Source organism: Dyadobacter sp. AC419 (assembly GCF_979253085.1).
Genome location: NZ_CEEDCD010000017.1, coordinates 71167 through 84679, shown reverse-complemented (window position 1 = coordinate 84679; position 13513 = coordinate 71167). Strand labels below are relative to the sequence as shown.

At 45.0% G+C, this 13513-nt stretch carries 18 protein-coding genes and 1 pseudogene; 5 read left to right on the top strand and 14 right to left on the bottom strand.

The genetic code is table 11. The features are described from left to right. Positions 1-7 precede the first annotated feature (7 nt). From AC0IYG_RS10610 to AC0IYG_RS10600, 3 genes are read right to left on the bottom strand one after another with little or no spacing between them, the layout of a single operon-like run. Entirely contained in the window at positions 8-193 is a 186-nt protein-coding gene (locus AC0IYG_RS10610) for a hypothetical protein (RefSeq protein WP_471711059.1), read from the bottom strand. After that, positions 160-969, bottom strand: a complete 810-nt coding sequence (locus AC0IYG_RS10605; protein ID WP_471711058.1) for a hypothetical protein — start codon at positions 967-969, stop codon at positions 160-162. Before AC0IYG_RS10605 ends, AC0IYG_RS10610 begins: the two co-directional genes overlap by 34 nt. A 22-nt stretch (positions 970-991) precedes the next feature. After that, positions 992-2701 (bottom strand): PVC-type heme-binding CxxCH protein, encoded by a 1710-nt coding sequence (locus AC0IYG_RS10600; RefSeq protein ID WP_471711057.1) that lies wholly within the window; start codon positions 2699-2701, stop codon positions 992-994. A 372-nt stretch (positions 2702-3073) separates the two neighbouring features. Between AC0IYG_RS10600 and AC0IYG_RS10595 the strand changes: the two genes are divergently transcribed. Further along, entirely contained in the window at positions 3074-3493 is a 420-nt protein-coding gene (locus AC0IYG_RS10595) for a hypothetical protein (RefSeq protein ID WP_471711056.1), read from the top strand. Between the two features lie 55 nt (positions 3494-3548). Here AC0IYG_RS10595 and AC0IYG_RS10590 read toward each other — a convergent pair. Further along, a pseudogene (locus tag AC0IYG_RS10590) lies at positions 3549-6636 on the bottom strand (PVC-type heme-binding CxxCH protein). Between the two features lie 108 nt (positions 6637-6744). Between AC0IYG_RS10590 and AC0IYG_RS10585 the strand changes: the two are divergent. The 3 genes from AC0IYG_RS10585 to AC0IYG_RS10575 are packed head-to-tail and all read left to right on the top strand — an operon-like array spanning position 6745 to position 9540. Then, positions 6745-7335: a hypothetical protein gene (locus tag AC0IYG_RS10585; RefSeq protein WP_471711055.1), complete on the top strand. Its 591-nt coding sequence runs from the start codon at positions 6745-6747 to the stop codon at positions 7333-7335. 18 nt (positions 7336-7353) lie between these two features. Beyond that, positions 7354-8289: an alpha/beta hydrolase gene (locus tag AC0IYG_RS10580; RefSeq protein WP_471711054.1), complete on the top strand. Its 936-nt coding sequence runs from the start codon at positions 7354-7356 to the stop codon at positions 8287-8289. A 60-nt stretch (positions 8290-8349) separates the two neighbouring features. Continuing rightward, positions 8350-9540, top strand: coding sequence for a glycosyltransferase family 87 protein (locus AC0IYG_RS10575; RefSeq protein ID WP_471711053.1), 1191 nt, complete (start codon positions 8350-8352; stop codon positions 9538-9540). 56 nt (positions 9541-9596) lie between these two features. Here AC0IYG_RS10575 and AC0IYG_RS10570 read toward each other — a convergent pair whose 3' ends face one another. Further along, the gene (locus tag AC0IYG_RS10570) at positions 9597-10010 is read right to left on the bottom strand and encodes a hypothetical protein (RefSeq protein ID WP_471711052.1); all 414 of its coding nucleotides are present in this window, start codon (positions 10008-10010) and stop codon (positions 9597-9599) included. Positions 10011-10471: 461 nt separating this feature from the next. On the opposite strand from AC0IYG_RS10570, the gene AC0IYG_RS10565 reads away from it, so the two are divergent. Next, positions 10472-10780 carry a hypothetical protein gene (locus tag AC0IYG_RS10565; RefSeq protein WP_471711051.1) on the top strand — a complete coding sequence of 103 codons (309 nt, stop codon included), beginning with the start codon at positions 10472-10474 and terminating at the stop codon, positions 10778-10780. Here AC0IYG_RS10565 and AC0IYG_RS10560 read toward each other — a convergent pair whose 3' ends face one another. The 9 genes from AC0IYG_RS10560 to AC0IYG_RS10520 form a co-directional block, all read right to left on the bottom strand. Continuing rightward, positions 10781-11131 carry a hypothetical protein gene (locus AC0IYG_RS10560; RefSeq protein ID WP_471711050.1) on the bottom strand — a complete coding sequence of 117 codons (351 nt, stop codon included), beginning with the start codon at positions 11129-11131 and terminating at the stop codon, positions 10781-10783. It abuts the gene before it with no gap. After that, the gene (locus AC0IYG_RS10555) at positions 11121-11294 is read right to left on the bottom strand and encodes a hypothetical protein (RefSeq protein ID WP_471711049.1); all 174 of its coding nucleotides are present in this window, start codon (positions 11292-11294) and stop codon (positions 11121-11123) included. Before AC0IYG_RS10555 ends, AC0IYG_RS10560 begins: the two co-directional genes overlap by 11 nt. Before the next feature lie 17 nt (positions 11295-11311). Then, positions 11312-11644, bottom strand: a complete 333-nt coding sequence (locus tag AC0IYG_RS10550) for a radical SAM protein (RefSeq protein WP_471711355.1) — start codon at positions 11642-11644, stop codon at positions 11312-11314. A gap of 137 nt (positions 11645-11781) precedes the next feature. Further along, complete coding sequence (locus AC0IYG_RS10545; protein ID WP_471711048.1) at positions 11782-12192, bottom strand: MogA/MoaB family molybdenum cofactor biosynthesis protein; 411 nt, start codon at positions 12190-12192, stop codon at positions 11782-11784. A 42-nt stretch (positions 12193-12234) separates the two neighbouring features. Then, positions 12235-12609 carry a cyclic pyranopterin monophosphate synthase MoaC gene (locus AC0IYG_RS10540; RefSeq protein WP_471711047.1) on the bottom strand — a complete coding sequence of 125 codons (375 nt, stop codon included), beginning with the start codon at positions 12607-12609 and terminating at the stop codon, positions 12235-12237. Further along, a complete protein-coding gene (locus AC0IYG_RS10535) occupies positions 12506-12739 on the bottom strand; it encodes a cyclic pyranopterin monophosphate synthase MoaC (RefSeq protein ID WP_471711046.1) in 234 nt (77 codons plus the stop codon). Before AC0IYG_RS10535 ends, AC0IYG_RS10540 begins: the two co-directional genes overlap by 104 nt. 35 nt (positions 12740-12774) lie before the next feature. Continuing rightward, positions 12775-12930 (bottom strand): molybdenum cofactor biosynthesis protein MoaE, encoded by a 156-nt coding sequence (locus AC0IYG_RS10530; RefSeq protein ID WP_471711045.1) that lies wholly within the window; start codon positions 12928-12930, stop codon positions 12775-12777. Further along, complete coding sequence (locus AC0IYG_RS10525) at positions 12927-13031, bottom strand: hypothetical protein (protein WP_471711044.1); 105 nt, start codon at positions 13029-13031, stop codon at positions 12927-12929. The genes AC0IYG_RS10530 and AC0IYG_RS10525 overlap by 4 nt, the downstream gene beginning before the upstream one ends. Positions 13032-13254: 223 nt before the next feature. Continuing rightward, the gene (locus AC0IYG_RS10520; protein ID WP_471711043.1) at positions 13255-13494 is read right to left on the bottom strand and encodes a MoaD/ThiS family protein; all 240 of its coding nucleotides are present in this window, start codon (positions 13492-13494) and stop codon (positions 13255-13257) included. Between the last annotated feature and the right edge of the window lie 19 nt (positions 13495-13513).

Here is a 13513-nt window from a genome sequence, read left to right as displayed (position 1 = left end):
TACATTTCTAACTCCTGCGGCGTTTCTTTTTACGGTCTTTTCTACTGTCCGATTTACCCGGCGAGGCAACTTCTTCGGCTGGTTTGGGGAAATAAGGAGCAAGCTGCGCCTTAATTTCTTCCCGGAAAGCATTTTTCACACCTTCCAAAGCGGCCTCTTTTACATCTCCTGCAACGCGGTCTTCACGGAGCATTTTAACAACAGCCTCTTCACCCGGCCAGCTTGCGCCGAGATATCGCGCTGCATTTTTCCGCACGGACGCCGGTTCTTATTGGAATCCAAAGCCGTGTTACGAAGCAGATAAACAGACTCAGGGCTGCCGACAGTTTGGATAGAAGCCAACAATGCTGACTTTTTGGATTCATTTAAACCGGCCAACTTGTTGGTAACATAAGAGATGCCAGCCTGTTCGATCAACAATGCGCCTGCGTCCCTTCCAACCACTTCGCCCGATTTATCCAAAGCCATTTTAAACAGCCTGTCCATTTCAGAATCGAGCTCGTAGCGCGTCATCAGGTCAATGTAATGTTCTGTGCCGTAAGTTTCGTCGAGGAGCTTGTTCAGCGCGGTTAACCCTTGCTGTGAGTTAGTTACAAATGATTTATCCAAATGCAGCAAAGCCAGTTTACTCACTTCAATGCGATCTGACGAATTGACGGTCATTACATTTAAAAGCGCTTGCGATTTCTCATAACCTGCGTGAAAAAAGTCGAAGGCCCTGAAATACCGGAGGCGGCTTTTGAAACTAACACTTGTATCGGCTGCGGCTTGTGTCAGATAAGGAATTGCCTGCCGCGTCCGGGCCAGCCAGACAATGTCTTTGCCAGCGTCCGTACCAACCGGATTGGCTCCTGCACGCGAGAGCCAGGCGGGAAATATCCGTTCCCATTGATCAAAAGCGCCAATGCTCAATGCTTCCACCGACCAGCGGTCATTGCCTTTGTATTGCTTGGCCAGTTGCAGCCACACGTCCAGCGCCTCATAAGTGTGGTTATGATTGATCGCTAACGCACATATCGCGGCGCACCTGCGGATCGGGATCGGCGGTAAGTCTTTTGATATATTCGGTCGGATCGCTGTTGCGTTGTCTTACCGCGCGCAATGCGGTTATGCGCAAATTTGGATTCATTTCCCTGAATGCAATGTCGAGGCTGCGATAATTAAAACCTTCTATCCGGTTCAAAACCCACAAAGCGCGCGCCCTTAACCTCGGACTCACCATAATGGACCGAAACATTTCTTCCAAATAAGGCTCCGCTTGCCATCCGTGTTTCACGCACGCATTCCACGCCATGTAACGCATCGACAAATTCGGGCTTTGCAATGCTTTTACGGCTTGTTCCGGAATGTTAAGATCGTAAACGGGCGTGTTATAAGGCGTGCCTGTCGGCGCAATGCGGAATATTCTGCCTCGGCTTCTGTCTTTCATTTTGTTAGAGCCGATCACGGGATCATACCAATCGGAAACGATTAATGATCCGTCTGGTGCAACACAAACGTCCGTCGGGCGAAACCACTTGTCGCGTAGGCCTTCAACGATGGGTAAAATGCCTTTTGATTTGTAGCCTGCGCCGTCATTTTCAACGGGGAAGCCATTAACACTTTGCAGTCCGGCGTCAGCGAGTAAAATCTGGTCCCAATAACGGCGGGGAAGCAGATTGCCTTCATAAATGGTCATACCCATCGGAAAACCAGAGCCGGTTTCGATCAGGTTCGGCACAACGCCGGGGTCATTTTGATGCCAATGTCTGCGTGGGATTTCGTCTTCCAGATTGGTTCTGTTGAGACGCCAGCTAGCGCCGGTCATCTCGTCAATGTAGCCGAAATTTCCATTTTCCATCACATAGGAAACCCTGTCACCGCCATTGCCAGGCTCTTCCTGATCCGACTGCCACATGGTTCCGTAACTGTCAACCGCCACTTCAAAACCGTTGCGGAAATTTTCTGCTAATATTTCAACTTTGGTAAAATCCTGATCACATCTGAAAACGACTCCCTGCTTAAACTGCCTGAAATCGATGGGTCTTTCGTATTTATCGAGCAGCGGGCGATCCTGTCCGTCTACAAGCTGTCTTCCTGCATTTCCGAAGTTAAAATAGAATTTCCCATCCGGGCCAAATACAAATGCATGCACGCCGGCATCGCTTTGCGAGCCTCCAATTCCTTTGAACAAAATCTCTTTTGTGTCGGCTTTGTCATCACCATTCGTATCTGTGAAAAGCCACACATAAGGACTTTGCGAAACGACCGCCTTATTGCCCATTACCCAGATTCCCAGCGGCGCATTGATTTCCGGTCCCTGGTAAAAAACCTTGGTAACATCTGATTTTCCATCGCCATTTTTATCTTCCAAAATCAGGATGCGGTCACCCATTCCAAGCTCGGACTTGCCATTTACAGCAGGGCGATAATTGTATGCTTCACAAACCCAAACCCGTCCTTTGTGGTCTACATCAATGTTTATCGGATTGATTACATCTGGCTCAGAAGAAAAAAGCGTTGCTTCCAGTCCGTCCGCGACTTTCAGTCCAAGCACAGCATTGCGGGAAAATCTTTTTTCGGGTTCGGACAGCTTAGCGTATATGCTGTCGGGATCGGTAACTACTAATGTATCAGAGACTTGACAGAACCCGTAAAAGCTAAATAAGAGTGTATTTACGGCGATTAGTAATGCAGACTTAGTAAAATTCAATTGTTTCAAGACGAACTTTGATATTGCAGGATATTCAAATAACGTATAAAAATACCTTATGTTTCCGGGATTAGGAAATGAAGTTTGAAAAGATACCAATTAAAAAATCGTTGCTTTGTTATGTTATATAGCAAAACAATTTATATTTGCATTACACATACTAGCTGATATTGACAAGTGAAAGAAAAGATTAAACAACTTATAGCTGGACATCTGATCAGGAAAAGTCATTTGAAAATTACTCTTAGAAATTTGAGTGTTTCTGACCAACTAACCGAGGAGAAACAAAACGCCATATTGGATGATCTGAGAATAATTGATAAGGCAATTCAAAGACTTGAGTCAATCTACAAATCACTTTAAAATCAACGCTTACTCGATATGAAAAATTTACTGAAAAAACTTTTAGAGGCTAATAATCCGGTTGATTATGAAAATGCAAGCAATGCATGCCTTGAATACTTTGCAACGGCAACAGAAGATGAACGGACGCAGATTAGAAAAGCCTTGCTTCAAAAAGCCGAGGAAATGTTGTCAGAGGCGAGAGAATATCGGCAGAGGGCAGAGGAATTGATAGCAGAATTCGAATCGAAGGAAGTGAATATTGAAATTGACGGTCAGAAATATCCGCTTAGCGAATGGGTTACGATGAAGGAATATTGCCGCCGGTTTGGCTTGAAGAATACAATGGTGCTGAATAACTGGATCAATCGTCAGATTATTCCAAGTGAGAATATCCTGAATATCAGACAGCTTAACAATCTCAGACTAATTAAGGCTGTGCCTTACAAAGGGCAATAAAAAAAGGAGAATGTGCAGCTAGCATATTCTCCTTTGAGTTTTATCGGTCAAGTAGTTACTTCTTCTTCAAATTACTCAAATAATCAACCAAACTCACGAGCTCTTCTGTGCTCATGGCGTCTTGCAGGCCGGCGGGCATCATCGAATCGTTGAGTTGTTTAATGGATTTCACTTGTGACATTTTATATTCCTGGGTTGAGCCGCCGGGGAATTTGAGGATCAGGTCGGTTTCTGTTTTGCTGGCGACAATTCCCGACACGGTTGAGCCGTCTTTCAATGTTACTTCAAAGCCCTCATATCCGAATCCAATCCCTGCGCTAGGCTCAAAAATCGCTGAGTACTGCGCTTCTTTGGGAAGCTTACTGCCTATTTCAGACAGTTTTGGACCAAAATCCATTCCCTCACCATTCACCTGATGGCAAACTGAACAATAGGAAGTGAAAACCTGCTTTCCTTTTGACAAATCACCTTTCATACCAATCAACTCCTTTACTTCCGGATGCTTTTTAGCTGCTACGGCCTCGCCATCGGTGTATTTCGCTGCTTCCATTTTCACAGATTTACGCCACGCTCCACTTAATCCCTTCACCGCAGCTGCTTTCTGCTCACCTGCTAGTTTTCCATCTTTTAACAATGCTAAAACCTGATCTTCCCCATTCATTGTGCCGCCTAGTGATCGCGCCGCAACGGTCCGCAAGGCGGGTGCATATTTTTCATCCAGCACAACTGTTTGCAAAATCTCTAACGACTCTTTGCTTCCCACGCCGCGCAATGCAACCAAAATCCCTTCGGCTTTCGCAGCATCGGTTCCTTTTACAACTTGCCAAACCATTTTGCCACCGCCTTGTTTCATCAATTGCGTTGCGGCCATAGGGCCCGTTCTGGTCGATGCCTGGCTGATGGCCATATCCAGCAATCGTGCATTTTCCGATTCTAGCTCATATTTGCTAACCAATTCAAGATAAGCTGGCGTGCCGAATGATGAATCGAGCAACTTTTTGAGGGCAGCCATTGCTTCTGCATTTTGCTTAACAAATGCCGGATCAAGGTGACGCAAAGCGAGTTCGTTCACTTGGGCCTGATTTGCGGATGTGCCTTTCATGATCTGCAAAAGCGCAAGCGATTTCTCATTTGCACCTGCATTGAAATCAAATGCACGGAAATAGCGCAGTCTGCTTTTCAGATCTGTTTTAGAATCTCCTGCCAAAGAGGCCAGCAACGGAACGGATTCCTTTCCGCGTGAGCGCCAGACAATGTCCTTTCCTGCCTGGTTTGCAATCGCATTAGCACCCACTTTCGACTGCCATGCTTTAAAAAACGTATCCCACTGACCATCCGCGCCAATGCCTAGCGCTTCCAGATACCAGCGATCTTTTCCATTATATTGTTGCGCAAGCTCTGCCCATAATGCAGGCGCTTTTGGCGATTTGTTATTGTGCAAAATCAATGCACATATCTCTCCTTTACCTGCGGTTCTGCATCTTTTACAAGCATGCTAATGTAATCTGCAATCTCAACGCCCTTCACCTCGCTGGCTGCTCTCAAACCGGCAATGCGCATGTCTGGATTTGCATCTTTTATGGCCATATCAATGGCTTTTTTACTGGAAGCTGGCCATTTGCTGAGTAACCAAAGCGCCCTGGCGCGCATCCTATAATTCCGCTTTTTTATCTGTAAATAACTTTTCAACCGCCGGAATTGCCTTTTCCCCCATTTGATTCAAAGCCATCCAGGCCTGATAACGAACGGAAAGGTTTGGGTTTTGCAATGCTTCAACTGCACCATTTGCTGTTGTAAAATCAGCTTTTGGAACGCGATATGGTGTGTTTGCAGGCGCAATTCTGTAAAGCCTGCCCTTCGTCCCTATCCCCTGCCTGGTGCCCGCCTACGCCTGGATCATACCAATCTGAAACGATGAGCGAACCATCCGGAGCGACACAAACGTCAGATGGCCGGAACCACTGGTCTCTTTTTCCATCTACAAGATTGACGATCTTCGCTGTATAACCTGCACCTGATTTTTGAACAGGATAAGAACGGACTACATTATGCCCCGGCTCGCAGTGGATCATTTGATCCCAAAACTCTTTTGGCAAAAGTCTGCCTTCGTAAATCACCATGCCCGTAGGTGATCCTGAGCCAGTTTGCAATAAATTCGGCACTACGCCCGGATCATTTAAATGCCAGTGGCGATAGGGAATTGAATCTTCCATATTGGTGCGGTTTGCACGCCAGCCTGCGCCCGTAACCTCGTCTGTGTAACCGTAATTTCCATATTGCATCACATAATTGATCCGCACGCCTTTGTTGCCGTCATCATCATTATCAGACTGCCACATGGTTCCGTAACTGTCAACGGCCACTTCATAATTGTTCCTGAAATTATTGCCAAGCACTTCAATATTCTTGAAATCAGGATCGCAGCGGAAAACCATTCCTTGTTTTAATTTCTTGAAATCAATCGGCTGGCCATCTTTTCCAATCACAGGATTCCCTTTTCCATCGAGTAAATGCCCGCCTTCGTTTCCAAAGTTGAAATAAAGCTTTCCATCAGGTCCGAAAATGAATGCGTGCATGCCGTGATCGTGCTGCTCACCACCAACGCCTTCAAAAATCACCTCCTTTTTGTCGGCTTTTCCATCATTGTTTTCATCCGTAAAAAGCCAAACATAAGGACTTTGCGAAACTACAACCCGGTTGCCCATCACCCAGATTCCCAGCGGAGAATCGATCTCTTTTCCCTGATAAAAAACGGTCGCCTTGTCTGATTTGCCATCTCCGTCCGTATCCTCCATAATGAGAATGCGGTCGCCTTCATTCTTCGTCGGATTGCCATTGATGGCTGGCCGGTAATTATATGCTTCACAAACCCAAACCCTGCCCAAATGATCGACATCAATGTTTGTGGGATTCGTAATGGTTGGCTCCGACGCGAAAAGGGATGCCTCCACCCCATTGGTCACGGAAAGTCCGGCAACGGCGTATTTCGGTGAGCGCTTTTGCGCATCGGTAAGGTCCTTATATAAGCTGTCGAGCGTCGAACTCTGAAAAGTGCTTGGGTTAACGCGCTGGTAAGCAGCAATCATCATTGTTGCCAGCAGACATCCCGCCGGAAACAGGATCAGCGATTTTTTTAAGTTCATTTGGTTTATATATTACGGTCTTGAATGCAAACGTAGATTTGTGTAATTCTTAATATAAAGATTACTAATTTAGGCATATAAGAGGCAATCCACCTGTCATTTACTATCATGAGCAAGACTTTTTTTTCCGCCATTGCCCTCTGTCTGGCTGTTCAGGCAATGGGACAAACGACTGTTTTATCCCCCGAAATTCAAATCAAAACCGCTGTGCTTGCTGCACCGGCTGACAAGCGTGATGCTGCAAAAGTGTACGGCTATGCAGCTGACGGAACATTCAAAGTGCTCCGCCCCGGAAGCAATGATATGGTTTGTATTGCGGACGATCCGAAAAAAGAGGACATAAGCGTTTCGTGCTATTTCGCTGGCCTGGACGCATTTATGGAAAGAGGCCGTGTGTTGGTTAAGGAAGGCAAAAACCCGAAGGAAATTTTTGACATCAGGGAGAAAGAAGTAAAAGATGGCAAACTGATGATGCCTAAGCAATCTTCGACTCTTTTTGCATTATCAGGAACAAAGGACAATTACGACGCTGCAACCGGCGATTTGAAAAATGGTTACCTGCGTTATGTGGTTTACATTCCGTTTGCAACAGCCGAAAGCACCGGACTTCCTTTAAAACCTGATGTTGCCGGAATGCCCTGGATTATGGATCCGGGCACGCATAGGGCGCACATTATGATCAATCCTGCAAAACCTTAATCTTTTGAAAAATAACCAATGAAGAAATTATCCGGTCTACTAATCGCGCTGGCCATTTACGCTTCCCCTATTCAATCTATGGCACAAAACGAAGTCATTAATTTGTGGCCCGACGGCAAAATTCCAAATTTTAAAACCAATTCGGTTGAAGAAAAGTCGGTAACTGACGATGCTAACATTCTGCGGATCAGCGGCGTTTCAATTCCTACTTTGACCGCTTACATTGTGCCGAAAGAAAAAGCGACGGGCGCCGCGGTTATGATCTGCCCGGGCGGAGGCTACGGAATCCTGGCTGCCTCGCACGAGGGAAGTGATTTTGCCAAATGGTTTAATGATCGCGGAATCTCTGCATTTGTATTAAAATACAGGTTACCAAGTGAAAAAACGATGACGCATCAGCATGAAGTTCCGCTAATGGATGCCATGCAAGCTATGAAACTCATCAGACAAAGTGCCGGCAAATGGAACATTGATCAAAACAAAATCGGTGTCATGGGCTTTTCGGCGGGCGGTCACCTTGCCGCAACATTGTCGACACATTTTAATAAAGGCGAAAAAGCTTCGGCAGACGCAAAACCCAACTTTTCTATTCTGCTTTATCCTGTGATTTCCCTAACGCCCACATTGGCGCACGGGGGCTCACGCGACAATTTGCTGGGCGCTGAAAAATCCGATGAGCTCATGAAATATTACTCCAACGAATTGCAGGTGAGCGCCGAAACGCCAACCGCTTTTCTAGTCCACGCCATGGACGACACGGGCGTTCCCGTTGAAAACAGCATTGAATATTATCTCGCATTAAAAAAACAAAAAATCCCCGCAGAAATGCACCTTTACCCAAAAGGCGGCCACGGCTACGGCATGCGCACCGAAGGAAAAGGCTCGTTAGCAGGATGGCCTGCGGCGATGGAAGGCTGGCTGAAATCGCTGGGTTATGTGAAGGATTCAAAATAAAAACCGCCGATTTATCCCTAGTTTTGGCTTTTGAATCAACATGGAGATAATTAAGCTGGGATGAATGCTGTGAACCGATTTTTAGTCAATCAGAAACATTTACTGATTCTGTTTTTGGGCGTGGCGCTTTTTGCCAGTTTGCAATCTTATTTCGGCGGACTGAAAAGTTTTGTTGAAGGAGGTCGGCTTTACACGACTTACAACAATTATATCATCTTCAAGCAGTCTTTTTTCCACCTGATCCATGGACAGGACCTTTATGCACAATTTGTTGAAGAACAGGGTGATTTGTATAAATATAGCCCTGCATTTGCATTGATCTTCAGCGTTCTGGCCATTTTGCCTGATGTGCTCGGCTTGTCACTTTGGAATATCCTTAACACTGCCGTGCTTTTTTACTCGGTTTATTATCTGCCGAGACTGGATATTCGCACCAAAGGCCTGATTCTTGTTTTTGTAATCGTCGAATTGCTGACTTCTGTTCAAAATGAGCAGAGCAATGCGCTGATCGCTGGCCTGTTATTGTTCACATTTGGCTTTTTAGAAAGAAGGAAATACTGGCTCGCAACATTCTGCCTTGTTTCCACGGTTTTTATCAAACTTTTCGGAATTGTGGGGCTGGCGCTGTTCCTAATGTATCCGAACAAGCTGAAACTGACTTATGCGACAGCCGTTTGGGTGATTGTTTTTACATTCATTCCGCTGCTGGTGGTGGACTTTGACCAGTTTATATTTTTATACAAAAGCTGGGCAAATCTGCTTTCAAACGACCATTCTATTTCTGACGGATTATCGGTGATCGGATGGCTAAAAACTTGGTTTAACTTGCAACTCAACAAAACTTATGTCAGTCTGGCGGGAGCAATTCTGTTCTGCATTCCGCTTCTGAGAATCAGGGAATATCAGAATTTCACGTTCAGAATGCTGTTACTGGCTTCCATCATGATTTGGGTGGTGATTTTTAACCACCGGGCTGAGTCGCCCACATTCATCATTGCCATAACAGGAGTTGCACTTTGGTATTACGGACAAAGTGCGAACAAAGCGAATTATGTGCTGCTGGTTCTTGCATTCGTTTTTACAGCGTTATCTCCGACAGACCTTTTTCCAAGATTTATCCGAAACGAATGGATGAAGCCTTATGTCGTAGAAGCCGTGCCGTGTATTTTGATCTGGGCCAAAATCACTTATGATCTGCTTTTCGTCAAATTGACACCAAGGATTGAGCGGCAGGAAGTGCTGGAAAAATAAAAAAGCGTTATGAATTTGCTGCGGCAACAAACCCATAACGCACGCACTCGTGAACCTTAATTTGCGCCTACCAAAGTGCGCTCAACTTCCCTTACTTCATTGGTTGCCAGATAAATGTTCTTAACGATCTTCTCGTTGTCATTTGAAATTTCCAATGTGTAGACGCCATCGGTGATCTCGTCGAAGTTGAGCTTACGGCCGTATTTTGTTAAATGTTTAGGGACATATTCTTCGTGCAGCATATTGCCCTTTCTGTCCGTGAGACGAATTACAACGCGCTCGCCTTTCTGTTTTTCCATCAGCAAATTCATGGAAACCGTATTTTTAACCCGATACATTCCAACCTTGAATTTTTCGCAGGAATTGTTTTTACATTCTGCTTTCGGATCTATCGTCGTTGCGGATGCATTGTTAGCAAACAAAAGAAGGCCTAAGGCGGCTGCGGCAATCGTTTTCATCACGTTTCTCATGGCTGTTGAAGGTTACTTTGAGTAAATAATTTTTGAAGATTTTTACCAATGATAACCTGCCCCTAAACCCAATGTTGCACGCCTTATTTAAACGGCAAAAAATAGTGTTGAATGGTTTTAAGTCAAAACATTCACATGATTGGTTAAGCTATGAATGCTCATTTTCATGGAGCGATAAGCAAGATTGTTTTAACTTGGTTATCTTCGATTAGCAACCAGTTTATCCGACACGCATTATGGCAGTAACTTATCACATCAGAATCAAAAAAGATTACGCAGCATCTCTGATCGAAGATTTGAAAAAAGAATGATGCGATAGATCTCATTAAGGAAAGTGACGACGACTTTGTTGTCACCCGTGCGCAGATGAACGAAGTAAACGCGCGCATCAAGAAATATCAGGACCATCCCGAATTACTTATAGACGAGAATGAGGCGTTTGCAATGCTGGATGCCTGATTATGCCGTCCTACAAGCTTAAATTTACTCCTGAGGCGATTTCTGATATAGTAACTGCTGCTAAATACTATGAGGAATGTCAGCAAGGCCTTGGCAAAAGATTCCGGTCAGAAGTAAAGCGAAAATTAATTCTGGTGAAAGATATTCCACGAATTTATGCATTCAGATACGGGGATGTGCGTTTCGCGTTGCTTGATATTTTTCCTAATTCAATCCACTTTTCCATAAACGAAGCGACCAAGGTTGTGCAGGTTCACGCGATCCTTTGCCAGTTCGAAAATCCGGCTACATCGTGGAAAGACTTTCAGTAATTACCCACCAATCGCAATCATGTTCCGGTTTTGTTCGTAGTCGGATTTTGCTTGGGATTCTGTGAAGTTGACGTGGCCGCCGTGGGCGAAATGTTTTTTATAGAAATGCGCGTGGATGAGGGACCGGACGTCTTTTCCTGCGCGGAGTGGCGTTAGTAAATCAGCTTCTGATGTGTCGAAAAGGCAGTTTTTTAGCTTTCCATCGGCGGTAAGCCTGATGCGGTTGCAGCCGGAGCAAAAAGGATGCGTTACTGTTCCGATGATCCCGAAAGTGCCTGCGCCGCCAATCACCTGAAAACGGTGGGCTGTATCCTGCAATTCGCCAGTTAATTGTTGGAAATCAAAATTCATTCTGCAGATGTTCAGAAAGCAGGTCGTTGTAGGAAACGATTTTCGACATATCCCATTGATTCCCTTTGAAAGGCATAAATTCAATAAAACGAACGTGCAAATTTGGTTCGTTGAGGGTCATTCGGACAAAGTCATTAACCTCATCTTCATTAATGCCCTTCATGACAACCATATTAACCTTCACAACAAACCCTTCCGCAAGCAGCAACCGGATATTACCAAGCGTTTTGCCATAATGGTCGCGTTTTGTGATTGATTTGAAGCGATCTTCAGCGCAATGTATACCAAGCTGACATTCAAGGAATTAACACCCGCATCTTTAAGGTTTCCAATGAATTGATCAACAAAAACAGCATTGGTTGTCAGCGTTAAAGAAGTCGGCAGTATTCCAAGATCAGAAATAATCTGGCCAACATCTTTGCGAATCAGAGGTTCACCGCCCGTCAGACGGATTTTATCGACGCCCATTTCAACAAAAATTTCAGCCAATGCTTTGATTTCGTCGGCCTGCATGAGCCATTTGGAAGGCATAAATTGCATATCCTCTTGCGGCATACAATATGTACAGCGCGAGAGTTGCACTTATCTGTCAGCGAAATGCGCAGGTAAGTGTCTGTTGCGACCGAATGTATCTACAATGGGTAATGACATTATGTTATTTTCAACCAATGAATGTAATGTTTTTTGATGTCGATCGTCCCTCTTTCCTTTTTCCATAACACCAAAAACATGAAGCACTTGCGGAAATAGCGCGTCCATATATTCTGTGACGCCGCCGGTGCTTCCAGGGCATTGTGATCACAAGTGTTTCTCCGATTAAACCGCCAACCGACCTCGACAACATAGCCGTTGGCATACGCTCCTCGGCCATAATTTCTGGCAGTTTCAGCAATTCCGGGAATTTCCCTGTCGAGCAATTCCGCCACTGCTTCCGGTGTAACATCTCTGTCAGACAACCCGGTTCCGCCTGTTATCAAAGTAAGCTGATATTGTGCTGCGCAAAGGCTCTTGATCTTTTCCTGAATGCTGTTTTTTATGGTCCGGAATAATGCTGTAATCACTTGCTTTAAGTTTCAGTGCTTCGAGCTTTTCAATCGATTCGTTTACCCGAATTTATCTTCGCCTATGCCGTTTGAAATGCTGTCAGAACAAACAACAACGGCAGTTTTGAGATTTTCCGGCACCGCTTTCCGATCACTTTTTCCGCCCTTTTTCTCTAACAATTTAATGTTATGTATTTCAACGCCTTTATCAATGGGTTTGAGCATATCGTACATCGTCAATGCAACGACGGATGCACCATGCATCGCTTCCACCTCAACGCCTGTTTTGTATATAGTCTTGACAGTCAGCTCGATAATAATGCGTAAGTCCTCAATCCTGTAATTTACAGCCGTATATTCGACCGGGATCGGGTGGCAATCGGGCAACAGGTCCGGCGTTTTTTTCACCGCTAAAAATCCCGCGGCTTTTGCCATTACGAAACACATCGCCTTTCGGAACTGCGCGTTCCTGAATAGCCTTAATGGTTTCAGCTTTACTCACTTGCACAACAGCCTGGGCGGTCGCGATCCGTAATGTGTTGCTCTTATGCGTAATGTCTACCAACTTTCAGATGATCAATGATGGGTGAATGCTTTCAATTATTTTCTTTCCAAACTGAAGATTCCGCCTTCGCCGACCAGCTCTTTTCCGAAAATCGGAACATTGGCCTTAATTTCTTCAACAATGTATTCTGAAGCTTCAAACGCGGCACGGCGATGAGGCGACGAAAACAAAGACAAAAAGGCTAATTTCACCCGTCGGAACAATTCCCCAAGCTATGATAAATGTGCAGGCAAGAGAGCTCAAACTTAGCAAAAGCAGCTTCTCTGATCTCGTGAAAGGCTTTTTCCGCCATTTCTTCGTAAGCCGTGTATTCAATGCCGGTTACTGTGCCTTCTGCTTTTTTATCCGCCGGATCTGTCCGAGGGAAATGGCGTCAGCGCCAATGTCTGTTTTTGACTGGTGACTAGCAATTGATTTTGACACAAATTCAGGACTGATTGGCCCTTGAACGAATACTTTTTAGGCTTATGCACTTTCTCCATGAAACCGGCTCTTAATTTATACTAATATAGGAATCATCCGCCAGCGAATGGTGGCAACAATGCAATTTCAGAGGCGTGATCGATGGAAACATAATCCTGGGCGATTTTCTGGTCCACCGCGATTTTGAATTTCTTGTCGCGCAATGCTGGATATTTCCCTAAAATCTGATCCCGGAACTCTCCTACCGTCAGGCTTTTATCTGCATTCCAAACTTCATTAGCCTGACCAGCGATCTCGGCTAACATTCCATAATAAGTTACCTGAATGCTCATTGTAATTTCATTTTCATTT

Excerpts from the sequence above, each read along its gene's own strand:
- AC0IYG_RS10610 (WP_471711059.1), bottom strand. The coding sequence starts at position 193 with ATGCTCCGTGAAGACCGCGTTGCAGGAGATGTAAAAGAGGCCGCTTTG.
- AC0IYG_RS10595 (WP_471711056.1), top strand. The coding sequence starts at position 3,074 with ATGAAAAATTTACTGAAAAAACTTTTAGAGGCTAATAATCCGGTTGAT.
- AC0IYG_RS10585 (WP_471711055.1), top strand. The coding sequence starts at position 6,745 with ATGAGCAAGACTTTTTTTTCCGCCATTGCCCTCTGTCTGGCTGTTCAG.
- AC0IYG_RS10580 (WP_471711054.1), top strand. The coding sequence starts at position 7,354 with ATGAAGAAATTATCCGGTCTACTAATCGCGCTGGCCATTTACGCTTCC.
- AC0IYG_RS10575 (WP_471711053.1), top strand. The coding sequence starts at position 8,350 with ATGAATGCTGTGAACCGATTTTTAGTCAATCAGAAACATTTACTGATT.
- AC0IYG_RS10570 (WP_471711052.1), bottom strand. The coding sequence starts at position 10,010 with ATGAGAAACGTGATGAAAACGATTGCCGCAGCCGCCTTAGGCCTTCTT.
- AC0IYG_RS10565 (WP_471711051.1), top strand. The coding sequence starts at position 10,472 with ATGCCGTCCTACAAGCTTAAATTTACTCCTGAGGCGATTTCTGATATA.
- AC0IYG_RS10560 (WP_471711050.1), bottom strand. The coding sequence starts at position 11,131 with ATGAATTTTGATTTCCAACAATTAACTGGCGAATTGCAGGATACAGCC.
- AC0IYG_RS10555 (WP_471711049.1), bottom strand. The coding sequence starts at position 11,294 with ATGAAGGGCATTAATGAAGATGAGGTTAATGACTTTGTCCGAATGACC.
- AC0IYG_RS10550 (WP_471711355.1), bottom strand. The coding sequence starts at position 11,644 with ATGCAGGCCGACGAAATCAAAGCATTGGCTGAAATTTTTGTTGAAATG.
- AC0IYG_RS10540 (WP_471711047.1), bottom strand. The coding sequence starts at position 12,609 with ATGGCAAAAGCCGCGGGATTTTTAGCGGTGAAAAAAACGCCGGACCTG.
- AC0IYG_RS10525 (WP_471711044.1), bottom strand. The coding sequence starts at position 13,031 with ATGGCGGAAAAAGCCTTTCACGAGATCAGAGAAGCTGCTTTTGCTAAG.
- AC0IYG_RS10520 (WP_471711043.1), bottom strand. The coding sequence starts at position 13,494 with ATGAGCATTCAGGTAACTTATTATGGAATGTTAGCCGAGATCGCTGGT.